Annotated in this window: 16 protein-coding genes and 1 tRNA gene; 9 read left to right on the plus strand and 8 right to left on the minus strand. The window is 48.1% G+C overall.

Going from position 1 to position 23037, the window contains the following annotated elements; genetic code table 11:
- Nucleotides 1-2 precede the first annotated feature (2 nt).
- Nucleotides 3-2045 (minus strand): NADH:flavin oxidoreductase, encoded by a 2043-nt coding sequence (locus tag V9K95_RS01595; RefSeq protein WP_336440028.1) that lies wholly within the window; start codon nt 2043-2045, stop codon nt 3-5.
- 49 nt (nt 2046-2094) lie between these two features.
- On the opposite strand from V9K95_RS01595, the gene V9K95_RS01600 reads away from it, so the two are divergent.
- The 7 genes from V9K95_RS01600 to V9K95_RS01630 all read left to right on the plus strand — a co-directional run bounded on the left by V9K95_RS01600 (nt 2095) and on the right by V9K95_RS01630 (nt 11731).
- Nucleotides 2095-3126, plus strand: a complete 1032-nt coding sequence (locus V9K95_RS01600) for an ABC transporter permease (RefSeq protein ID WP_336440027.1) — start codon at nt 2095-2097, stop codon at nt 3124-3126.
- 32 nt (nt 3127-3158) lie between these two features.
- On the plus strand, nt 3159-3905 hold the full coding sequence (locus V9K95_RS01605) for an ABC transporter ATP-binding protein (RefSeq protein WP_115053288.1): 747 nt from the start codon (nt 3159-3161) through the stop codon (nt 3903-3905).
- Between the two features lie 47 nt (nt 3906-3952).
- Nucleotides 3953-6529 (plus strand): glycosyltransferase, encoded by a 2577-nt coding sequence (locus V9K95_RS01610; protein WP_336440026.1) that lies wholly within the window; start codon nt 3953-3955, stop codon nt 6527-6529.
- Nucleotides 6530-6556: 27 nt separating this feature from the next.
- The gene (locus V9K95_RS01615; RefSeq protein WP_336440025.1) at nt 6557-7756 is read left to right on the plus strand and encodes a class I SAM-dependent methyltransferase; all 1200 of its coding nucleotides are present in this window, start codon (nt 6557-6559) and stop codon (nt 7754-7756) included.
- A gap of 105 nt (nt 7757-7861) precedes the next feature.
- Nucleotides 7862-9175, plus strand: coding sequence for a glycosyltransferase WbsX family protein (locus V9K95_RS01620; protein WP_336440024.1), 1314 nt, complete (start codon nt 7862-7864; stop codon nt 9173-9175).
- 1 nt (nt 9176) lies between these two features.
- Nucleotides 9177-10700 carry a rhamnan synthesis F family protein gene (locus V9K95_RS01625; protein WP_336440023.1) on the plus strand — a complete coding sequence of 508 codons (1524 nt, stop codon included), beginning with the start codon at nt 9177-9179 and terminating at the stop codon, nt 10698-10700.
- Nucleotides 10701-11002: 302 nt separating this feature from the next.
- On the plus strand, nt 11003-11731 hold the full coding sequence (locus V9K95_RS01630; RefSeq protein ID WP_162802486.1) for a methyltransferase domain-containing protein: 729 nt from the start codon (nt 11003-11005) through the stop codon (nt 11729-11731).
- A 253-nt stretch (nt 11732-11984) separates the two neighbouring features.
- Here V9K95_RS01630 and V9K95_RS01635 read toward each other — a convergent pair whose 3' ends face one another.
- The 5 genes from V9K95_RS01635 to V9K95_RS01655 all read right to left on the minus strand — a co-directional run bounded on the left by V9K95_RS01635 (nt 11985) and on the right by V9K95_RS01655 (nt 18435).
- Nucleotides 11985-13457, minus strand: coding sequence for a M10 family metallopeptidase C-terminal domain-containing protein (locus tag V9K95_RS01635; protein ID WP_336440022.1), 1473 nt, complete (start codon nt 13455-13457; stop codon nt 11985-11987).
- A 684-nt stretch (nt 13458-14141) separates the two neighbouring features.
- Entirely contained in the window at nt 14142-15263 is a 1122-nt protein-coding gene (locus tag V9K95_RS01640) for an acyltransferase family protein (protein WP_336440021.1), read from the minus strand.
- 2 nt (nt 15264-15265) lie between these two features.
- Nucleotides 15266-16117, minus strand: a complete 852-nt coding sequence (locus tag V9K95_RS01645) for an NAD-dependent epimerase/dehydratase family protein (protein WP_115052939.1) — start codon at nt 16115-16117, stop codon at nt 15266-15268.
- 114 nt (nt 16118-16231) lie between these two features.
- Nucleotides 16232-18121, minus strand: a complete 1890-nt coding sequence (locus V9K95_RS01650; RefSeq protein WP_336440020.1) for a rhamnan synthesis F family protein — start codon at nt 18119-18121, stop codon at nt 16232-16234.
- Nucleotides 18122-18350: 229 nt separating this feature from the next.
- Nucleotides 18351-18435, minus strand: a tRNA-Leu gene (locus V9K95_RS01655).
- 228 nt (nt 18436-18663) lie between these two features.
- Here V9K95_RS01655 and lipB point away from each other — a divergent pair.
- On the plus strand, nt 18664-19383 hold the full coding sequence (gene lipB, locus V9K95_RS01660) for a lipoyl(octanoyl) transferase LipB (RefSeq protein ID WP_115052937.1): 720 nt from the start codon (nt 18664-18666) through the stop codon (nt 19381-19383).
- Here lipB and V9K95_RS01665 read toward each other — a convergent pair.
- Both V9K95_RS01665 and V9K95_RS01670 read right to left on the minus strand, forming a co-directional pair.
- On the minus strand, nt 19380-21392 hold the full coding sequence (locus tag V9K95_RS01665; RefSeq protein WP_336440019.1) for an acetyl/propionyl/methylcrotonyl-CoA carboxylase subunit alpha: 2013 nt from the start codon (nt 21390-21392) through the stop codon (nt 19380-19382). The two genes, lipB and V9K95_RS01665, sit on opposite strands and share 4 nt — an antisense overlap.
- A gap of 62 nt (nt 21393-21454) precedes the next feature.
- Nucleotides 21455-22381 (minus strand): DMT family transporter, encoded by a 927-nt coding sequence (locus tag V9K95_RS01670; protein ID WP_336440017.1) that lies wholly within the window; start codon nt 22379-22381, stop codon nt 21455-21457.
- 181 nt (nt 22382-22562) lie between these two features.
- Between V9K95_RS01670 and V9K95_RS01675 the strand changes: the two genes are divergently transcribed.
- Nucleotides 22563-22937: a helix-turn-helix domain-containing protein gene (locus tag V9K95_RS01675; protein ID WP_115052934.1), complete on the plus strand. Its 375-nt coding sequence runs from the start codon at nt 22563-22565 to the stop codon at nt 22935-22937.
- Nucleotides 22938-23037 lie beyond the last annotated feature (100 nt).

The raw sequence follows: 23037 nt of genomic DNA on the forward strand, positions 1-23037 counted from the left end.
CCCTAAAAGCGTGTTGCGTAACGCAGGCCGTCATAGATCGCCGCATGAATGTTGCGGGCATGAACGGCATCGCCAATGCGCAAAAGATCGAATTGCCCCTCCGAACGAACCGGGAAAATCGCTCCGCCATTGACCAGCCTGTCATAATCAACCGCACCACCATTGCGCGAAAGCGGCTTCAATTCGCGGTAGAGATCATCAATGGGCAATGTGCCATGTTCGACAACCACCTGGTCGACCGTTCTTTCTTCCCGATAGTCTGGTGCGTAATCAGAGCCCAATATGGCGATGAGTTGATTGCCAAGGCGCTTAACCGACAACAGCCGAGTATTGATCGTCACGCGCACGCCTTGCTGTTGAAACACGCGCATATAGGGCACGTGATTCATGCCTCCCATCTCTGGCGCGAAAAAGCGCTCTGGACTAACCAGCTCCAGCTTTGAACCACCTTGCGCGATGACTTCAGCCGCACTCATACCTTGGTGCCCGCCATTATCGTCGTAGAGCAGGACATTTTCACCGGGTTTCACGGATCCAGCCAAAATATCCCAGCTCGACGTAACCAGATCGTCCCCGGCAGCAAGTGGCGGGTTCTGTGGCAGTCCACCCGTTGCGATAACGACAATATCCGGATCAAGAGATATAATATCATTAGCCTCAGCCCATATATTGTATTGCAGCGGAACACCGAGGCGCTCAAGCTCGGCAAGACGCCAATCAACAATGCCGATCATTTCCTTACGGCGGGGGTTTTTTGAAGCCAACATCACTTGGCCGCCCGCTTTATCAGCAGCCTCGAGTATTTCGACCCTGTGGCCAGCCTCAGCTGCAACGCGTGCCACTTCAAGTCCTGCGGGACCTGCTCCTACGACAACCACCGACTTGCTTTGGCTGGCTTTGGAAATCATATGCGGCATTGAAATCTCGCGGCCTGTTGCAGCATTGTGAATACACAACGCCTCTCCGCCCTCGTAAATGCGATCAAGGCAATAGGTCGCTCCAACACACGGCCTTATACGATGTTCTTCGCCTGCCATTATTTTACGTACGATATGCGGGTCAGCGATATGAGCACGTGTCATCCCCACCATATCCAGCTTACCTTCGGCAACCGCATGTCTGGCAGTGGCAACATCGGCAATTCTGGCCGCATGAAACACAGGAAACTTTGTCGCCTCGCGAACATCTCCGGCAAAATCGAGATGCGGGGAAGAGCGCATGCCCTGAATGGGAATCACTTCATTCAGCGCCGCATCCGTATCGATATGACCACGAATAATATTCAGAAAATCAAACTTTCCCGATGCTGCGATACGCCGGGCAATCTCCATACCTTCCTGTTTTGAAAGCCCCTGCTCCCAATCTTCATCCGCAACCATGCGAATGCCGACGATGAAATCCGATCCGACAGCTTTGCGTACAGCATCGATCACCAACCATGTAAAACGCAGACGATTATCCAGCGAACCGCCATATTCGTCTCCTCGTTTATTCGTGGCGGGCGACCAGAAACCATCCATAAGATGGCCATATGCCTCGAACTCAATGCCATCCAATCCGGCTGCCTGCATGCGCTGCGCCGCAGAAGCATAATCCATGATGATCCGTTCAATATCCCAGTCCTCGGCCTCTTTGGGAAAAGCGCGGTGGGCTGGCTCGCGTATGGGTGATGCTGATATGACGGGCAGCCAATCGGCCTTGTTCCAGCTGGTGCGGCGGCCAAGATGTGTAAGCTGTATCATCACGGCAGCACCGTGCTCATGACAATCATCTGTCAATTCGCGCAACCACGGCACGATCTCATCGTTATAGGCGTGCAGATTACCGAAAGCAGGCGGCGATTCCCGCGACACGACAGCCGAACCAGCGGTCATCGTCAGCGCAATGCCGCCCTTTGCCTTTTCCGTATGATAAAGCCTGTACCGCTGCTTCGGCATGCCATCTTCTGAATAGGCAGGCTCATGACTGGTCGACATGATGCGGTTTTTAAGCCGCAAATGTTTCAGCTGATAGGGTTGCAAAAGCGGATCATCATGTGACGGCAATGGACCAGTCCCCTTTTATTTGGGTTCATCCTAATCCAGCAATCGGCCTATGAGTTTCTTGCCCGCGACCTCTTTTGACACGCATCCGCCGCGGCACCAACACTTTGACACCCGCGAAGCAGCACAAAATGTGGAGGCTTCAGGGCCACACTCCAAGTGGGAACAGTTGCCACGAGCATTTAGAAATTTAATCTCCTCATGGAATTGCCGTGATTTTCGGTATATAGCCAGCGCCACTACCCTCGCTTTAAATGACAGAAAGACGCGCTTCCATATGACTATAGCCAATTCGCAGAAGATAACGGCCTGGGAAGACATAACCAGCGCCGTCGGCAATTTTCGGCTTGCAGCACTATTAGGTTGGCAGGATGTCGCTCAACGTTATCGACGATCAAGTGTGGGCGCCTTTTGGCTAACCATCAATATGGGCGTGTTAATCGCAGCTCTTGGCCTGGTTTTCGGCACAATCTTCCGATCCCCGATGTCGGAGTTTCTGCCCTTCATCTGCGTGGGCCTGATTATGTGGGGATACTATTCTCAGCTCATCAACGAAGGCTGTGTCAGTTTCATATCAAACTCCGACACGATGTTGCAGTTGCCCCTGCCGTTCTTCACATATATTCTCAGAACCTGGTGGCGAAACTCCATAATCCTCTTCCACAATATCATAATTCTTCCGGTCATCCTTTTAATATTCGGAAAATTCTTTGGATGGGAAGCGCTTCTAGTGATTCCAGGATTCGCACTCGTTTCGATAAATCTGCTCTGGATGATGGTAATCCTGTCAATAGTCTGCACCCGTTATCGCGACCTGACGCAAATCATACAAAACATCATGCAAGTGGGAATGTATGTTACCCCCATCATGTGGCAACCGCATCAACTGCCTGCCGATAAATCGCTACTCATTTTGGACTTCAATCCCTTCTATCACCTCATCAGCGTCATACGTGAGCCGTTGCTCGGAAGTACCGGTAGCGCATTAAACTGGGGCGTTGTGTCCGCCATGGCTGTCATAGGTTGGGCAGTTGCGATGTTATTCCTGAACCGGTTTCGCTCACGCGTGACGTACTGGCTCTAATCAGAACTATGAATGAAATTGTGAAGGTAAACATGACTTCCATGTCTCTTGAAGATGTTACTGTAGATTTCCCTATTTATAACGCGAGAAGCAGATCACTTAAGAACCAGGTTATGAGCCTGGCAACCGGGGGGACAATCGGCTCGAACTCGGAAGGACATGTTGTCATTCGAGGCTTGGATTCGATAAATATAAGCCTCAAAGAAGGCGATCGGCTTGGACTTATCGGCCACAACGGCTCAGGAAAAACCACACTTTTGCGGGTGATGAGCGGTGTATATTACCCTTCGGGTGGCCGCATATCTATCAACGGCAAATGCACGTCTTTAATTAATATTTCGCTGGGTATCGATCCTGAGGCAACTGGCAGGGAAAATATCGGCATACGCGGGGCGCTTCTTGGCTTCTCAAAAAAACAAATGGCCGAGAAGCAAAATGAGATCGAAGAGTTTTCCGAATTAGGAAGCTTTCTGGATATGCCCGTCAGGACATACTCGACAGGTATGCAATTGCGACTAGCGTTCTCGATTTCTACAGTCATCAAGCCCGAAATATTGATCATGGACGAGTGGCTCGCTGCAGGAGACGAGAGTTTTCAAAACAAGGCAAACGAGCGGTTGCGGGGACTCGTCAACGAGACGAAAATTCTTATCATTGCTAGTCACTCTCGGGAACTTCTCCTTAAAAATTGCACCCGGATTGTTTGGTTGGAACACGGAAAGATAAAGATGGATGGGGATTCACAAACTGTTGCAGACGCTTACTTTGGCCATCAGTGATTGGAGCACACCAATAGTCCATATGTTCGCGCATTACCGGTAATGGGATGAATTCTTTGCAAGGAATTTCCGGGCACATTCGACGCGCAACAAATGTGCTGCATTTTGCCGGCAGAAAACTGTTAGAATCTGTTCGCATCTTTGGCATACGAAAAACCTTGTTGAGGATTTTCGGGTTCGCAATAAATGGCACATTATGGTCCCTAATTGCAAAAAGACGGGCGTCGCTTTTGTCCTCGGCTACCGATGAAAGCAAAGCCGCCCTGTCAACGTTTTATCCTGTGTCGGAAGGCCCCAGCGCATCTGAATTCATGACTCGGCGCGTTTTAATAGTTGCGGAAATGTCCATTCCCCAATGCAAAAAATATCGGGTGGACCAAAAAGCCGAATTGTTTGCCGAACTTGATATTGAAACCAAGATTGTCAATTGGACGGACTTCGACAAAGTCCGAAACCTTCTTCAGAGCTACCCGATAGTAATATTTTATAGAGTGCCTGCGGTGCCGGATGTCATCTTACTGGCGAACGAGTGTAAGCGCCTCGGGATACGAACATTTTGGGAAGTTGATGACCTAATCTTCGATCCGGAAGGCTATTCGTCCAATACGAATTTACAGCGTTTAGATTCTCACAGCCGAAACAGCCTGTTGGACGGGATGAAGCTATATCGCGAGGCGCTACTTCTCTGCGATGAAGGAATAGGATCGACGAAAGTCATTGCCCAAGTGATGACCGAAACTACGGGCAGACCGGCATACGTTATCGAAAACGCGTTGGATGCTGACACCATAAGAATAGCAGAAAATATCCGCGACAAGGTTACAAAACGGGTGCCCTTCGAAGACGGGGTAACCATCGTCTATGGTTCCGGCACAAAAACTCATGATGTCGACTTTTTGTGTGCCAGTGAAGCTATTTATAACGTTCTTGCGAAGCGTGCCAACGTCAAGCTTCGCATCATCGGCGAACTAAACATCGAATCCAGATTTGGCAGGTTTGCCCATAGGATTGAGCGAATCCCGTTCACTACCTTCGAAGGCTATTTAGAGACTATCGCCAGTGCGGATATTTCGATCGCCCCGCTAGAAAATAGTATTTTCAACAACGCGAAAAGCAACATTAAGTTTCTTGAGGCGTCGATTGTGGGGCTTCCGACTGTATGCTCGCCCGCCGAGGCCTTCTCTTCTGTTATCGTCGACGGTGAAACTGGCCTTCTAGCCTCAAGTCCAACTGAATGGGAACAAGCCCTGCTCTCGCTCGTGGATGATCCTGTAAGAGCTTCTCAGATTGGTGAAAATGCCTATCGCATGGTCCGCCAGATATACGCGCCGGAAAACATCGCAAACCAGCAATTGGCCTCACTTGTATCGACCTTTGCCAGTCCCAATCCAAATGTTACAAGAATACTTCTTGCGAATATTTACTTCTCTCCTCAATCGTATGGAGGAGCGACCATAGTTGTTGAGGAGATTGCGCAACGTTTCGCAGCTAACAAAAATGTTGAAGTGTACATCTTCACATCTTGGTCAAATACCAGTGCAGGCGACTACGACCTAGTGCGATATAGCGCCAAGGGAGCCACAGTTTTTGCCGCAAAGGTGCCAATAGTCCGAAACCGTCTTATGGATATCAAGGACTATACAATGGGCCAGGTTTTCAAAGAGGTCCTGAAATCTATCAAACCTGACATCGTACAACTGCATTCAATCCAAACTCTGGGCGTTGAGTTGGCAACCGCTTGTAGTGATTTTGATATCCCATATACGGTTACCCTTCACGATGCATGGTGGCTTTGTGAGCGGCAGTTCATGGTGACCGGTGACAACAAGTTCTGTAATCAACAATGGATTGATCCCCAAATCTGCTCCAGCTGCGTTCAGGACAGCCAATTTAACAGAGATCGCAGCGCAATTGTCTTGGAGTGTCTCCACCGAGCGGATGGGATAATCTCGCCAAGCGCTTATTTCAAAGAACTTCACATCCAAAATGGATTTGAGCCCGAGCGAATTTCGGTAAATAAAAACGGAATAAAAAAACCACTTCAAACTTATAAGCGCCACCCATCTGACCGCATTAGATTTGGCTACGTCGGGGGAGCTACTCCGATTAAAGGTTATGAATTGGTTCGAAAGGCTTTTTCGGACTTACCACCATGCAACGTTGAGCTGGTGCTTGTAGACAATACCCTTAATCAAGGCCGTAGCACGGTGGATTTAGAAGGACTAAACGCTTCGAATCCGGTGCGTGTAGTTCCGGCCTACACCCAAGAAACAATCGATGAGTTCTTTTCCCAAATAGACGTTCTTCTATTTCCGTCACAATGGAAAGAAAGCTTCGGACTAACCGTTCGAGAAGCACTGATACGCGATGTCTGGGTGATTGTAACTGAAGCCGGGGGAGCAACTGAAGACATAGTTCCTGGAGAAAATGGCGACATTATCCCCATTTCAAATAACAGTATCCATTTGAAAAACGCCATGGAAAACGTCATTCAGAAGCAAGAATTTCTCAAAACCTATTCCAATCCCTATAAGGATAATATTCAAAGTTTCGACAACCAAGCTGCAGAGTTGTTTGAGTATCTCGAAAACGTTATAGCGCGTCACAAGATGAAAGTTGCTTGAGCAAGCCGAAAAAATGGGAATTTCGCCATGTCTAAAAGCAATAATTCAAGCGATTCTAAACAAGCTGTCGAAGAAATTATCGAGCTTCCATTCGATGGCGAGCGATATATACCCGGCATGGGCGGACGTATCGCAGCGGAGCACTTAGCCCGCTACGCATTTGCGACACAATTTATACGCGGGAAAGCAGTGTTGGACATTGCATCTGGCGAAGGATATGGCACCGCCATTATGGCCGAGAAGGCAAAAAACATCATTGGCATGGACCTTGCCGCCAACGCGATTGCCTATGCGAAACGCAAATACGCAAAAATTCGCAATGTTCAATTTGAAGTTGGCGATCTTGCGCATTTGCCTTTCGATACAGACACATTTGACGTAATCGTCTGCTTTGAAACAGTAGAACATGTCGATGACCCAATTGCCGCAATCAATGAATTGCAGCGAGTGCTAAAGAGCAACGGCTTGTTGATAATATCCACTCCAAATAAGGAGAATTATAGCAATCGCTTCAACTATGATAATCCATATCATCTGAAAGAATTGGCATTTTCCGAATTTCAGGATGCGCTGAATAATACGTTTAAGCATACCAAATTGTTTGGTCAATTTTCGGGAGCATCCTCGCATGTCGTTGAAATCGACGGCCATGGAGAATGGAAAATGCCAAACAACGACTTTAAGATGACTTATGCAGACGTCCCGAAATGGACGGAAAGACTTGACGGTGTCACCGCCACTCCAATGTATTTTCTAGCAATTTGCTCCAACACCATTATTGACCTAAAGATTCAATATTACGGATTTTTCGATGCGAGCGACTGGCAAGTAATTGATGATGAATTCCTTCTACGCAAAACACAAAACGATTTAAGTGCTTGCGCAAATGATCGCCAGGAACAAGATGACTTGCTTGAGGCAGCCAACCAAGCTCTCCACAGTCACAAGGTAGAAATCAGCTCGCTTAGGTCCTCGCTGCAAATAGCGCAAGAAGAACACGCGAAGCTTGCCAATGCCTTTGAGACCACTCGATTAGAAAATGAGACCAGATTGGCTCGCATAAACAGATTGTCAGATACGCTCGATAGTTTGAGAGAGCAACTTCACAACGTTCATTCTAGCACGACATGGCGGCTGGCAATTCGGTTAACTAGCATCATCCGCAGAACCCCATTTTTGACAGGCGCAGCAAAGTTTCTCGCTGGGTTAATCGCTCCTCGTGGGTGATATCAGCAATTCACATGCTCGCTGACGAATGTGAATTAAAGTTTGACAGGCCACCAAAGTGGCCTTCAATACACCTCTAGTTAATGCAATCAGAAGCTGAGATTCATGATCAAGCCCATTGCTTTCTACCTTCCGCAGTTCCATCCCGTGAAAGAAAACTCCGAATGGTGGGGAGCAGGTTTTACGGAATGGACCAACGTAGCCAAGGCAAAACCGAACTATGAGGGGCACTATCAACCGCAGATACCGAAGGACCTAGGTTTTTATGATCTCCGCATGCCGGAGACTTTAGCCGCTCAAGCGACGCTCGCAAAAGAATATGGCATATACGGATTCTGTTTCTACTATTACTGGTTTTCCGGTCGTCGTATTCTCGAAAAACCGATTGATGTCTTTATTAAAAACAAAATCGATATGCCCTTTTGTTTTTGCTGGGCCAACGAAAATTGGACAAAGCGGTGGGATGGCGGCAACAATGAGGTTTTGCTGTCTAACGAGCACAGCGTAGAAAATGACAATCACATCATTGATGACATCATCCCCACCATGCAGGATGATCGGTATATTTGTTATGACGGATTGCCCCTCATAATCGTTTATCGTCCGGACATACTCGCGGATTCTAAGAAAACTTTTGCGCATTGGCGGAAACAGGCGAAAGCTGCTGGCCTTCCAGGCTTATTCATAGCGTCTGTGGCATTTTATGATATTTTTCATCCTTCTGACTGGGGATGCGACGCGCTCGTAGAATTTCCACCGCACCAGTATCTTCAAAATTCTTTTGCTTCTGATGTGCCGAAATTCACTAATCCTGAGTTTTGCGGCAACGTAATGGATTATAGAGCCGTAATGTCTGCATCCATCGATCGTGTTCACAATGACTTTTTATTTTTTCATGGGACTATGCCTTCTTGGGACAACACAGCAAGAAGGCAAAACGACCCATTTATATTCAAAAACTCTTCGCCAGAATTATTTGAGTTTTGGCTACGCAATCAAAGTTTAAAGACACTTGAGGATACTCAAAATAAAGAGAAGTTTGTATTTATCAATGCATGGAACGAGTGGGCGGAAGGCGCCCATCTGGAGCCTTGCCTGAAGTATGGCCACCAACATCTAGAAGCGGTTCGACGTGGTACCAATGTTGAGCGATACATTACAAATATGCCTGCTCACGATACAACTATGGGGGCGTTGGCTGCAATAAAGTCCTATGACATCGCTAACTTTCGATATCTGACTGGCGTAGAAAGCGAATACAAGGCCGCTCTGAGTGAGATACAATCTCTTAGAGCCCGTCGCAGCAAAACCGACGTTCCGCTCGCCTGGGTGATTGCAAACAAGCTGAAAAATCATCCTCCATTTTATCGAGCAGCTCAGATCCTATATCGTATGATAGGAAAAATTAGAGGCCGGTGATATGATTGTGAATGCCGTCATTGCTCATTTCGATCCCTATAGCGAGCGATCGAAAAATTGGCACAAATTGTTGACTGCAATCAGGCCCCACGTCCAAAAAGCTGTGGTCGTTTCAACAGGGATATCACAACAAGATTCAGAGATCGCCAAACAACTAGGTTTTTCCGTCATAGCCCGTGACAATGTCGGTTACGATTTCATGAGTTATGCGGTCGGCGTCGATGTTCTCCAAGGCGACACGAGAGCTGACAAAATTCTATTCACAAACGATAGTTACTTTATTTCCGATGAGAAGAAGTTCGCCGATACTTTGTTAAAGCTGGTATCTGCAAAAGATGGTGCAGCATTTTTGACCTGTTCGTCACAAATCATTAGGCACGGACAAAGCTATTTATTCGCTATCGACCGAAAGGTTTTTTCACAGCGATTATTCCATGAATTTCTAAGTGGCGTGCGACCGCAACCCACACGCCTAAGCGTTATTTTCGCTTACGAAATTGGTCTAACGCACTGTCTGAATGATCTGAATGTATCATTTTCGTCGCTTGTCGATACCAGCAAGCTCTCCGGTCATATCTCGAGTGAACAGCGCAAAAGGGGTATCAACCCTACCCATGATTACGCTGAAGAGATTGAGGATCGTTGCGGCATTGTAAAATATGAACGCCTCGTCAAGAATCCGTTGCGGCTGGCCGAAACGCCACGCATGGCCGCAATCGCATTAGAAGCCGCTACAACAACAGCCGGATTGCCCGTGCAGGTGCCACAACCAGAGCCGCCGGCAGTCGTCATTTGTCATTGCCACTACGAAGAAGTGGTGGACGAACTTATATTAAAACTCGAACGCCTGCCCGATGGCTGTGAAATCCATGTCACATCGTCAAATTCGTCCATACTCTCCGCATTTAAGACGAGATGGAAGCGAAAGAAAGTTTATTTGAACGTATTAGCAACAGAGAACAAAGGTCGAGATGTATTACCATTCTTTGTTGCTCTTCGGCTTCTGGGATTAGCTGACAACATTCCTATCCTCAAGATACATGGCAAACGCAGCCTTTATTCACCACTCGGCGAGAAGTGGCGTAGGGATCTCTTGGATCAATTACTTCCAGATTTTGGCGGTATTGACGATATTATTCGGCAATTTGAAACCTCCCCTAAATTGGCAATGATTGGTGCTCAAGGTTCTTACGTCAGCGACCTCGGATATTGGGGGGCAAACGAAAGACGAGTATGCGAGTTTATGGAGCGCGGAGGTTATGCCATCCCCACCTCAGACGATCTAGGCTTTTACGCGGGAACAATGTTTTGGATTCGCTCCCAATGTGCGAACGAAATTTTGGAGTCTGTGGACTTTGCGCAATTCGAAAGCGAGGGTGGTGAGCGGGATGGCACTTACGGCCATGTTTTGGAGCGCGCCATACCGATGGCACTGCACTCCCAAGGCTGGACATTGCTGGAAGCAGGCTGTGAAAAAGAGCTATCGCCGGTATTAGCCAGGGAAAGGAGGCTTGAGTACTTCTGATATTTCTTGGCTTTGGAAGTAGATGGAAAGTAGGCGGCGACATCCACAGCATCAATACATTGCAAATTACCATTGCCGACTTGCCCTTGGCGCCGCAGGGCAGCGCACCAATGAAAAACAAACCAGCACAATACAAGGCGGTTAATCTTGCCGTCGGAAGTCGAGATAGCGTCTTGCCGCTTTACCTCTACGATCTGGTCAAGCCTTCACATTCAAGTCGATTGTATTGCAACAGCAGAGGTTAGAAAGCACTTTTTCCAAACGCCAACCTGTGTTAGCGGCCATTTAGGGGAGAAACCAAATTGATCATAGACCGCACACTATCCAGGGTAGAGCAAGTCTTTCAAAACATTGACCAACGGAGCATGGTCGGCCTCGAAATCGGCGCGTTGGACAATCCGATTGCCAGGCCAACTGCTGGCCAAGTTTTTTATGCTGACTACTGCTCTACGGCGGATTTGCGACGAAATCACGTAAACACGCCAACGGTGGACATCAATAGTATTGTTGATGTTGATTTCGTGACAAATGGTGGCTATTTGCGAGATGTTGTGCCGGACAGTTTGAAGTTTGATTATGTGATTGCATCCCACGTAATCGAACATGTCCCTGACATTATTTCCTGGCTTCAGGATATTGGACATGTTTTGAAACCAGGCGGCATCTTGTCACTGATTGTTCCTAATAAGGAGCATACTTTCGACAGCAGACGTTCCATTTCTGAACAAAAGGACTTTTTCGCAGCCAATATACTACGTCAAACGAAGCCATCACCGATTCAGGTGTTCGACTACTATCGCTGGCACGAGAGAAACGGCTCCCTTGTTCACACGCTTGAATATTCGATTGAAATGGCAAGAAAATCTATTAGCGATTATGTCGATGCTCATTGCTGGGTCTTCACAACAGAAACTTTTTATGACGAAATCCAGACTCTCATTGACGAAAACCTTATTCCTTACAAACTAGGTGTAGTCACGAAAACGCCTCCAGGTGAGATTGATATGTTTGCTCAACTTGTGCGGACATAGACATTTTTTCTATTGGTTGAGTGTCGACCATTGCACATTCGGGCAGTTTCTCCAGTTGTCATAAAGATCCCGGCAACGCCAATCGTTCAAGTCACATTTTATGCTAGCTATATCCTTCAATGCTTGGAGCCAGCGATCATATATAGTTCCGTATGTTTGCCGCAAAACACAAGCCTGGGCCACACTGGATAGTTGCTCTCGGATGAGAAATTTATTCTTCCGTCAAATCTGCCGGGAAGAAGACGACTCAACCTTATGCATAGGAAAAACTGTGTTGGACTGCCAATACATCACGGGTTCCGTAGATTAAAGCATTCCAATAACCATTACCGACAGGAACGGAGATCATAACACCATTGGAGGTATCCTGCACAAACGTCCGTCCAATATAGGTTGATGAGAGTGCAAAAATGTCTTGGCCAGCAGTAAAATCAGCAATAGCTTCGGTCACGCCGTACTCAATGTCATTGGTGAATTGAAAGGTATCGGCGCCTGTCCCGCCTTCAAATCGGTCCCAACCTAACCCACCATTTAAGACATCATTTCCAGCGCCGCCATAAAGCTGATCATTACCAGATCCTCCATACAACACATCATTATCCGGACCACTATCTAGAAAATCGTCACCATTGCCTCCATCCATGGCATCATTACCGATCCATCCAATAAGTACATCATTACCTCCGTTCGCACTCATCCAGTCGTCACCGGCATTTCCGTAAAGGCCATTGCGGCCCTCATTACCGGTAATGAAGTCATTGAAAGCACTTCCGGCACCAATCTCTATAAAGTAATCGGTCTGGTTCGTGTTGTGGCCATTGTAAATACTGACATTGTAAAAAAAGCCATTGACGCTAGAGAAAGCGCCTGGATTCAAGTTTAAAGTTGTTCCAGTTGTTGAACCGGAAAAATCAAGACTATCCCAACCGCCCGTATCATGAATAGTGAAGCCAACATTATGGAGATATCCGCTGCCGGCTAACGCAAAACCACTCTTTCCACCAAAACCGTAAACGTCATTGGAAGTATTTGCGCTGACTTGCTGGAAGACTCCACTAGTATTCATAAAATACTTTCGGCTCAGGGCTTCGATGTCAGCAATTCTAGGGGTAGTGAGGAAGTAATCATATGGCGAATGGTGGGCCTGACTGGGGCTAAAGTACGACATTATCGAATATTGCCATGAATCGTATGTGTATTCAGCAGAACGGTCGTAATTGAACTCTTCATTCCAAATGCCGAGAGCATTGTAACTTCCGCCGTGACCAAGTCCTAGTGCGTGACCAATCTCGTGAATAATAGATTGAAAACCATACCGGCCGAGGGAGAAGCCGCCGCTACCCGAGTTCCAGTATTTATTGACATTAATGATCTTGGAATATGAGTCAAAATAAGCGCCCGAATCTGTATTAGTGAATTTAATGTCAAATGGGCTGCCTTCGGTGACTTCCTCAAATGTTATGGGCATGGTGCTTGACCATACGGCCATAGCCGCGCGTGTATCCGCCAGTTGTGTTGCGGAATCACTGCCCATCAACCCAGACAAATCTACCTGCACTATAAGATCAGGTTGCTGCTGAATAGGCAGGTTCTTTGCTTGCCAAAAACCACTTCGAAGGTACTCGATATAGTGATCAAAAGACGGATCAAGTGTATTGGCAGTCAAATTACTTGACTGTCCAATGGCTGTGCCTGCTGCAATTAGATTTGCAGAATCATAGTCCAAGTTGTCCGCAGATGGGTGAAACCTTTTCAGTCCGATTTTGCAAAGCATACACATATACGATCCCAGCCCATATTTTAAATATCACTAAAAAGCATTGCAATAAAACAGATTCCTTTGCAATCGGAAGTTGCTGACGCTGCACCTGCAGACCGCAGCCACCGGGCGATGTAATCGCCGGCGGTCTCATATCTCGTGATGACAACGCTGTAAGCTTTTGAGCAACGTGGATATGTTCCCAACGGCGCCAGCCCCAGCCTGGCGGGCGCAATAGCGATCCCGGGAAAATTTCTGCCGTCAGTTTATAGTGATTTTCCAAGTTATCTACGAAATTGGTCGACCAAGAATGAGAACATGGACTCGAAGATGAGACCTTACCTCAGTCGTATCTGGTCTCATTTCTGGCCGCAGCAAGACTAGGTGCTGCGTCTATTGCTCTGGATCTCTATTGCTTGATCGAGCGTAAGCCGAGATATCGCGTTAGGGCAATTGCGCTTCCACCTTATTCAATAGAGTGCGGCACTCAATAGAGCGCGGACTGCCGAGAGCGCAGCGGGAATGCCGCGATATAGTGTCGTGGATTAGCAATGGGCTAGCCGAATTGCACTTCGCTAGCTTGGTCTTGGCCAAACCTGCTTGGTGGATGCAATGCGCCACGATTTGCAATTTTGGCCGTGCGACGATCGGCTATTCCACCGCTGGAGATGGTACGCCAAGCATTTTGGATCGGCCCGCCAATCGGGTTGCCCATTGCTTGCCTTTTATATTTATTGGATTCTCGAATAGATAGAAGCTCAAGGCTGCCACCGGTAGTACGCAAATTAATGTAATACCAACTGCAACGAGGTACCCACCAATGCGGCTAAATTCGGAATTCTGAATCTCTTTGTAAATCGGAAACAACAGAACAATAATCGGACTGTGAACCAAGTAAACAGAAAAACTTATCTTCCCAATCCACTCAGTTACATCGTTTACGAGAAAACGAATTGGGCACAAGCCTAGTCCAACGACGAGACAGCCGAACATGATGCCATACCAATGATATGCATCAATGAATGATACGGAATTAGATGTTACAGCGAAAAATTGGACAGGCACAGAAGCTAATAAGATCGCTCCAATCTCCTGTTTGCGCGAATGCTCTTTCAGCAAAGGTGTTACATAGAAGGCTACAAGACCGCACATGAAGATCGGCAATCGATAGAATACGGAATAATTCAAATAGCTCTTCACATCGCTTACTAATATCGGCAATAACGTCACAAATATTTTGGCGACAGCAAGAGATACCAGTAGCGCAACAATTGACCGCGGGAGACTTTTGGTCACTCCATACAACATTGGGAAGATAAGGTAGAACACCATTTCAACGCCAATAGTCCATCCAGCCAAAACAACCGATGTTTGGAAACCATGACCTGGGAAAAAATTGAAAACAAATAAAAGATTCGCGGCAACCGTTTTAACATTATATAAAAAACCAGCGGGATTAAAAAATGCGGTCACCAGGATCATTACATAGAATAACGGCGCTATACGAAAGAAACGTCTCAGCGCGAATCCCAGCCATGGCCTTTCTTCAGCAACGTGGCCCGGCATACTTAGACATAACGAAAACGCGCTAACAACAAAGAAGAGCTCAACACCCATCGTTCCGTTGGCAATGTAGATGTCAAACCAACTGGGCAAAGCCATTATGGGTTGGGGCATTTTCGCGACATGTACCAGAAGCACCCAAAGAGCTGCCAGTCCACGCAATGCGTTGAGATAAGCAAATCTAGTAGGCGTAGCTTGTGAGAACTGCAAGGCTAGGCCGCAACCTTTAAAGTTTCCAGCGATTTGCGTGATAAGATAATCTTCTTATTGTCTCCCCAAATGGCTCGTGAATCATACGGCCTCAGTGGAAAGGCACCCCAAACTGGCTTAATTTTAAGTCCATGGGTTTCAATGAAATTAAGAACCATGGTTTTTAGCGAAACCGGATCGCCAGAACAACAATTGATGATGCCCGTCACATCTTTTTGGCTTGCTGCATCAGCGATCATTTCTCCAAGCTCCGCAACATGAACGAAGTCATACAAGAGCTCTCCTGAATTCAACGGGAATTCTGCTTTTCCCTCTTCTTCCGCTTTGAGAAGCTTTGTAAAGATTGAATTGTTTCGTGCATCATCGCCCCATATGTAGAAGCATCGCGCCCATTGATCAACGGCCTGATACTGCTGACATAACAAAGATTGCACTTGCCTCAAATGATTTTTGGCGACTCCATAGGGATGTAACGGACGTGTCGGCGTGTTTTCATCGACGGGCCCAGTATGGAAGCCTATCTCATGGGACGTGCCGACTGAAAGTATCTGCTTGAGCCCGCCTTTCAACATATTCTCAATAAACGATGTGTGTGCCGTCAAATTCTCTAAATGCTTCGGGCTTTGATGAATAAACCCGTCTTCCCAAGCAAGGTGAATTACTACGTCTGGCCTACCGGTTTCATCAAATATATCCGAGGTCGACTGCAAAATATCACCTGAATATATTGTAGCGCCCTCGAGACCGTCTGTTCTGCTCCGAATTGCGGCGACAACTTCTTCTCCGCGGCGAACCAAAGCTTTGGTGACATAGCGTCCAACATAGCCATTGGCGCCGGTAACAAGAAATTTCATGATTTAGCAAACCTTCATGGATCTTGAGATGCCTATTCCATTCAGAAACAATAATGTCAATTATCTAGTTTTAATTTACTATGACATCTGCGGAATCAAAATGTTGGTTCTCTGTTACCGAATGTGAAGCACTTTGGCCGTGGATCGACCTAGCCGGTACAGCGGGCGCAACACGTAAAAGAGTCTTGGGAATCGATACAACAACGAGCGCTTGAATGCCAAGAGAAACTCTTTGCCTGTTGTCTTCAGACCCCACCTGACAGTCGGATGCCCTGCCGCCTTCCAAGATTTCATAAATCCTTCTACGCCTAGAAAATGAACCCGTGGTGCATGAGCCAACAGTGTCTGCAGTTTGTACTCAAGCAGTCCATAACTGAATGCCGCTTGATCCGGATTCATCACTTGCATTGTTATGAATCTGCTATCCGCTGCAACATAACTCATCGATCGTTCAAGTCCGTGAGCAAGCCCTCCATCAACATGATCTGGCTCGGCATTGAAATCGCCCCATTTCCATTTGTGTTCGAAGAGTTTTTTCAATGCGTCCGGTCGAAACCAGAACATGGTACCATAAGGGGCCACAGGTGTGTCGTCGTCCAACGGAACATGAATGTCCAAGTCTAACATTATTTGCTCGACCGTCGGCTTATTGGCAAACCATCCATTCCCCAAAGTGCTATAGCCGATGTGAATTGCTGGTGGATAGGCCATTCCAATATTTGAGTTTTGTTCAAACATTCGAGTTAGTTCCGACACATATCCTTTTGAATACAAAAGATTCTCGAGTAGATGCCGCTTAAATATCAAACTCTGTGTCTGTCCGACCTGTGGGGACTTCTTGGTATGTAATCTGCAAACGAGGTCATAGCGATCCTCAAGGAAAATATCTCGACAAGTGATGAACAGGGCTGACATGTCGCGCCCACGGTTCTCTTCCACTATACGCACGTCAAATCGGGCTATTGCCATTTCTTTTCCGAGCGCTTTTTCAATTAGAATTTTCTTGTCTTCACTGTCAGTCGTGCAGATGAAATCAAATTTTCCCGAAATATTATTTGCAAACGCAAGAAGTTCCGGCAGTAGATCGACGTAATAAACGTGCGCGCAAACCGCAATTCTCAATTTTGACGGCTTCTTTATTGCAGAGTCTTTTGGCAGAATTTTCAGAAGCCCAGCATTGGCGCTTAGTTCCCGAGGTTTAGTGGTTCGGGAAATATTCTCCCAGATCAGATCGGTATCGTAATCACTCTCTGCTTCGATAATTCTCAATGCCCGTGGCAAATCGATAGCTTGGTTGTCGTGAAACAAAGGCGTATGAAAGAAAATACGGCGCTTCAGAATTGGACTACGGTTCTCAATTGTTTCCGCAATGTCGATAAAGACCGGATAAGGAGAACCATAATCCTCAAGCTTTACATATGCGTCGAAGCTGTAGCCCAAATCCGCAAAATGCTTGGTAAATCTCGATTCATGCTTCAGCACTGAGTCATTATATGAGTTTATTGGCTCCATTTCGTCCCAATAGTGCTTGAATGCTTTGGAGGACAGAAGGGGATGCCGCACGGCAATAAAATGTGAGTTTATGTGAGCGGGAAGAATCCCGGTGTTCGTAAAAGGGTTGGGATCAAGCTTCCCATGGATCGATATGCCCCAAAAGTCGACAAGCAGCGTTCCCATTTTGTCGAACATTTCACTGAACGGAAAAATTGGGCCATAAAACGTGTGATTGTAAAGGATCAATTCGTCGAATTGTTTAAGCCTATCGTAGCCAATATGCTCGATACCCTCCTTGTATGCCCAGACGTCAAAATTTTCGTTCTTTCGAATAATAACATCATCGACGATATCAACCAAGGATAACTCAGATTCCTTTGACAGAGGACCATTGGAGACAAAAACTTGATAATCTACATGCTCCTTCATCGAACGAAGAAGGTGCAACATATATTTGTCTACAACCCCGTCTTCGTCGTAAAAAAAGGCAACTGCTGCACGCTTGGTCATTATCGTTGGAGCTCCATGGTTTAGAGTCGCGCATAAGGCATTTGAAAATACAAAGCTAGCCGGATTTTTGTTGATGACACTTTTGGCACCATCTGATCGACTTCAAAACGCTATCGCTTTTTTGGTTCGCCGATAGGGCACATTCCCGAACACGACAAGCACAAAAAGCAATACGGCGCCCGATGAGCGCCGTATTCTGCTTTATAATCAAATACTTGGAAAAGTATTATGGTGCGGTCGAGAAGACTCGAACTTCCACGTCTTGCGACACAGCGACCTCAACGCTGCGCGTCTACCAATTCCGCCACGACCGCACTGTGGTAGAAGCCGAACATGTCGGCTTGGCGCTAGTAGCAAATAGGTTTCGGGGAAACAAGCCCTATCACGCTTTATCTCAGATAGTTTTTCATAAACTTGTCAAAAAGCCGCTCTTGTCGCATCCCACTGGAAATAATCCGCGAAAAAGTCCATATGCGCGGGACCCATCCTTGATCTCCGCGCGCGGAGCATGACAGGCAGTCTTAATTGGAATTATCCGCTCTATGAAGTCCAGCCGCGATGAACTCGCTCCCGCCTTTTTACCCCTCGAGGGATCATCACCGGTGGCATGGGCAGTTGCCGACGGCCTCACTGATTATGATTTCGCCCTCGCCTTCATGGAAGAACGCGTCGCAGCCATCAGAGATGGAACAGCGTCCGAACTGGTCTGGTTCGTCGAGCATCCACCGCTTTACACGGCCGGCACGAGCGCCAAGGAGGTAGACCTGCTGGCAACCGACCGCTTCCCGGTCTATGCAACCGGTCGCGGCGGCGAATATACTTATCACGGACCTGGCCAGCGCGTAGTTTATGTCATGCTGGACCTGAAAAAGCGGCGCGAAGATATCCGTGCATTCGTGACAGCGCTCGAACAATGGATCATTTTCACGCTCGCTTCATTCAATGTGAAGGGCGAACGGCGTGAAGATCGCGTCGGCGTTTGGGTGAGCAGACCGGAACGCCCAGCGCTGGCAGATGGCTCGCCTGCGGAAGACAAAATCGCCGCCATTGGCATTCGTTTGCGTAAATGGGTCAGTTTTCACGGCATCTCCATCAACGTCGAGCCGGAGCTGTCACATTTTGACGGAATTGTTCCGTGTGGCGTGCGCGGCCATGGCGTCACCAGCCTTGTTGATCTGGGGTTGCCGGTCGAAATGCATGATCTCGACCGCGCGCTGCTAGAATCTTTTGAAAGCGTCTTTGGCCCTATCGAGCCGGCTTAGTCAAACTCCATAATGACAGCGTCCACGGCAAGGCTGTCACCCTGCTTTGCATTGATGACGGAGACGGTCAGATCGCGCTCGGCGCGCAACACATTCTCCATCTTCATGGCTTCAACGATAGCAAGTGTTTCGCCCGCCTTGACCTCCTGCCCAGCACTCACATTTACCGAGACGAGCAATCCCGGCATAGGACAAAGCAACAATTTTGACGTGTCCGGCGGAATCTTGACCGGCATCAGCTTTTCCAGCGCCGCAACATGCTTTTGCATGGGATGGGCGATGATCGACATCCCCTTCCAGTCAATTCGCATACCGTTGGAAACGGGGCGTAACTGGGCTTTGACAGGGCGCTCGTTGACATAGCCATCCCAAACGGCCTCGCCCGGACGCCAATCGCTACGAACGGTGACAAAGTCCCCACCCCGCAAGGAGAGCTCAAGCTTGACGGGAGGTTTGGCTGCGCTGCTGCGAATAATCACCGGCACGTAATCGTCACCGATCCGCACCTCCCATTCCGCGTGAATCCTGCCGGAATGCGGGCGCAGCCGGTCACCCAGACGGTCCAGGCGCTCTTTGCGTACAAGCTCGGCAGAAAGTCCAATTGCCGCCAGAACATCAAGGTCATCTGCGGTTGGGGATATCGGCTGGAACCCGTCCGGAAATTCCTCGGCGATAAAAGCCGTTGAAAGCCTGCCTTCCCTCCAGCGGGGGTGCTGCATCAGCGCCGCGAGAAATGGAATATTATGCTCAATTCCGTCGACGACAAAATTGTCGAGCGCATCGGCCATCGCATCGACAGCTTCCAGTCGTGTCGGTGCCCAGGTGCAAAGCTTTGCCACCATAGGATCATAGAACATCGAAATTTCGGACCCTTCCGTCACGCCCGTATCATTCCGGATGACAGCTTTGCCCACAGGACCCTCCAGCGGCGGACGATACCGCGTCAGCCGCCCGATTGATGGCAGAAAATTACGATATGGATCTTCTGCATAAAGACGGCTTTCAACGGCCCATCCATTGAGCTTCACCTCGTTTTGTTTGATTGCAAGCCTTTCCCCAGCGGCAATGCGGATCATCTGTTCAACCAGATCGATGCCGGTAATCAGCTCGGTTACAGGATGCTCCACCTGCAAGCGTGTATTCATCTCAAGGAAATAAAAGTTGCGGTCCTTGTCTACGATAAATTCGACGGTGCCGGCGCTCTGATAATCAACGGCTTTGGACAGTGCCACAGCCTGTTCGCCCATTGCTTTGCGAGTTGCCTCATCCAAAAATGGTGATGGTGCCTCTTCGACGACCTTCTGGTTGCGCCGTTGTACGGAACATTCCCGTTCGCCAAGATAAATGCAATTGCCAAAGCTATCTGCAAGAACCTGAATTTCGATGTGGCGCGGATCGACAATGAACTTTTCGATGAAGATGCGATCATCTCCGAAGGAATTACGCGCTTCCGAGGTCGCGCGTTCAAATCCGTCGCGCACTTCAGCCTTGTTCCAGGCTATGCGCATGCCCTTACCGCCGCCGCCAGCGGAAGCCTTGATCATGACGGGATAGCCGATTTCTCCGGCGATCCGTTCAGCATGTGCAACGTCAATAATCACATCGGGTGAACCGGGCACAGTGCTGACCTTTGCCTCATTGGCAAATTTTTTCGATTCGATTTTGTCGCCCATCGCGATGATCGCGCGGGGCTTCGGACCAATGAATATAATGCCCTGCTTTTCCAGCTCTTCGCAAAAAGAGGCGCGTTCGGAAAGAAAGCCATAACCGGGATGGACAGCCTCTGCCCCGGTTTCCTTGCAAGCAGCGATAATCTTTTCAGGGACGAGATAGCTTTCGGATGCCGCAGCTGGTCCGATATGCACGGCCTCATCCGCCATCTCAACATGCACAGCATCACGATCAGCGTCAGAATAGACCGCTACTGTTGCAATTCCCATTTTCCGTGCAGACTTGATAACGCGGCACGCAATCTCACCACGATTGGCAATCAGAATTTTTTTAAACACTTAGACCTCCCAACAGATCTTTGTTTCTATTGTGAAACACAACTTTGCTCAACAGCTGTCAATTAATTGTACGCCGGTTCCGTGGTCTCTCGCTTCTTGCCCTCGCGCCAGATCAGATAGGCGCCTGATGCAACGATGATGATGATCCCGACCCATTTAGACGGCGTTGGAAAATCACCGAAAACCAATAAGCCGATGAGAACTGCCATGACAATTTCGAGATATTGGAATGATGCCAGCAGGGAAGCCGGTGCAAGTCGTGAGGCATGTGTGATCAGGAGATGTCCGATTGTGGCTATCAATCCCATCATGAACAGCAAAAACCACGACATGGCATTTCCTGGCATGGCGAATGTCATGTCTTGAATACCCAGAAATGCAGCAGGTATGAGGGCAATCAAAACGGTAATCGTTCCGCCAATCCCGGCATAAAGCTGCATCACAAGCGGCGTATCGACAGTGCCATAGCGGCGATTGAGGATAAGGTAGATTGCAAAGACCGCTGCTGTTCCAAGCGGCAGCAACGATACCCACCCAAACAGCTCCCAGCTTGGCTGTATGACGATCAATGTTCCAATGAAGCCGATTGCCACTGCAACCCGGCGTCGCCAACCAACTTGCTCCTTTAGAATAAGCGCCGACAAGACGGTCAACATCAGTGGCTCAACGAAAAACACCGCCATTGCGTCTGCGAGCGGCATATATTTGACGGCTGCATAAAAGCACAGGCTGCCAATACCCATAAGGAAGCCGCGAAACAGATTTCCCCACAGTTTCACAGGTATCAGGGATTTGAAGCCCGTCATGGGCACAATGATCATCATGGTCAAAATGGTTTGGACAACAAACCTGAAAAGCGTAGCTGTTGCAGGCGGCAGGCCGTCAAAGACCGAAAGCCATTTGGCTATAGCGTCCATCATAGGCAGGAAGAACATGGCGGCAGCCATCGCAGAAACGCCCCGCACCTGTTGTGAGGTCGTATTTTCCATCGCCAATACCTTTCTGAAGAAAGTCCGCTGGTAGGAATTTTGGCATATCTGCTCCACCAGAAAAAGCAATCTCGGCGCCTAAACAATCTCGCGCAATAGCTGCAAAATTTGACTTTTGGGGCCGTAAATGGTGCAACGAGCCCTCCCAAGACTGAAAAAATAAGAAAAACTGGAGAATTCCATGAATTTTCGCTCGAATATCATGACCGAAACGCCTGACATGGACACCATGGGTGGACGGCTGCTACGGGCTCGCGATGCCAAATCCATGAGTGTTTCGCAAGTTGCCGAGCGCATTGGCGTCAAGACCCAGACAATCCTTGCATGGGAGTCGGACCGGTCAGAGCCGCGGGCCAATAGGCTTGTCATGCTTGCCGGGTTTCTCGGTGTTACGCCAACATGGTTGATGCACGGTATTGGTCAGGCCCCTGTGGATACCGCTGAAGATGCGGCGACCATCAATGCCGAAATAAGCATACTCAAGAACCATCATGAAAAACTCGGCAATCGGATTTCCAATCTGGAAGATCGTATAGCAGCGCTCAAAGCTGCGTAAAATATGGGGATTCACCGTTATGTTCAGCGGCGAACCTTGGAACATATGGCGAACGCCCATCGCGTTTAAACCGGAACCATGCAAAGATTAAAAGTGATTC

The sequence above is a fragment of the Phyllobacterium sp. CCNWLW183 genome (assembly GCF_037203775.1).
GTDB classification, from domain to species: Bacteria; Pseudomonadota; Alphaproteobacteria; order Rhizobiales; family Rhizobiaceae; genus Phyllobacterium; species Phyllobacterium ifriqiyense.

What these genes read in the sequence shown, in the direction of transcription:
- V9K95_RS01600 (WP_336440027.1), top strand. Translation starts at nt 2,095, where the DNA reads ATGAGTTTCTTGCCCGCGACCTCTTTTGACACGCATCCGCCGCGGCAC.
- V9K95_RS01605 (WP_115053288.1), top strand. Translation starts at nt 3,159, where the DNA reads ATGACTTCCATGTCTCTTGAAGATGTTACTGTAGATTTCCCTATTTAT.
- V9K95_RS01610 (WP_336440026.1), top strand. Translation starts at nt 3,953, where the DNA reads ATGAATTCTTTGCAAGGAATTTCCGGGCACATTCGACGCGCAACAAAT.
- V9K95_RS01615 (WP_336440025.1), top strand. Translation starts at nt 6,557, where the DNA reads ATGTCTAAAAGCAATAATTCAAGCGATTCTAAACAAGCTGTCGAAGAA.
- V9K95_RS01620 (WP_336440024.1), top strand. Translation starts at nt 7,862, where the DNA reads ATGATCAAGCCCATTGCTTTCTACCTTCCGCAGTTCCATCCCGTGAAA.
- V9K95_RS01625 (WP_336440023.1), top strand. Translation starts at nt 9,177, where the DNA reads ATGATTGTGAATGCCGTCATTGCTCATTTCGATCCCTATAGCGAGCGA.
- V9K95_RS01645 (WP_115052939.1), bottom strand. Translation starts at nt 16,117, where the DNA reads ATGAAATTTCTTGTTACCGGCGCCAATGGCTATGTTGGACGCTATGTC.
- V9K95_RS01650 (WP_336440020.1), bottom strand. Translation starts at nt 18,121, where the DNA reads ATGACCAAGCGTGCAGCAGTTGCCTTTTTTTACGACGAAGACGGGGTT.
- lipB (WP_115052937.1), top strand. Translation starts at nt 18,664, where the DNA reads ATGAAGTCCAGCCGCGATGAACTCGCTCCCGCCTTTTTACCCCTCGAG.
- V9K95_RS01670 (WP_336440017.1), bottom strand. Translation starts at nt 22,381, where the DNA reads ATGGAAAATACGACCTCACAACAGGTGCGGGGCGTTTCTGCGATGGCT.
- V9K95_RS01675 (WP_115052934.1), top strand. Translation starts at nt 22,563, where the DNA reads ATGAATTTTCGCTCGAATATCATGACCGAAACGCCTGACATGGACACC.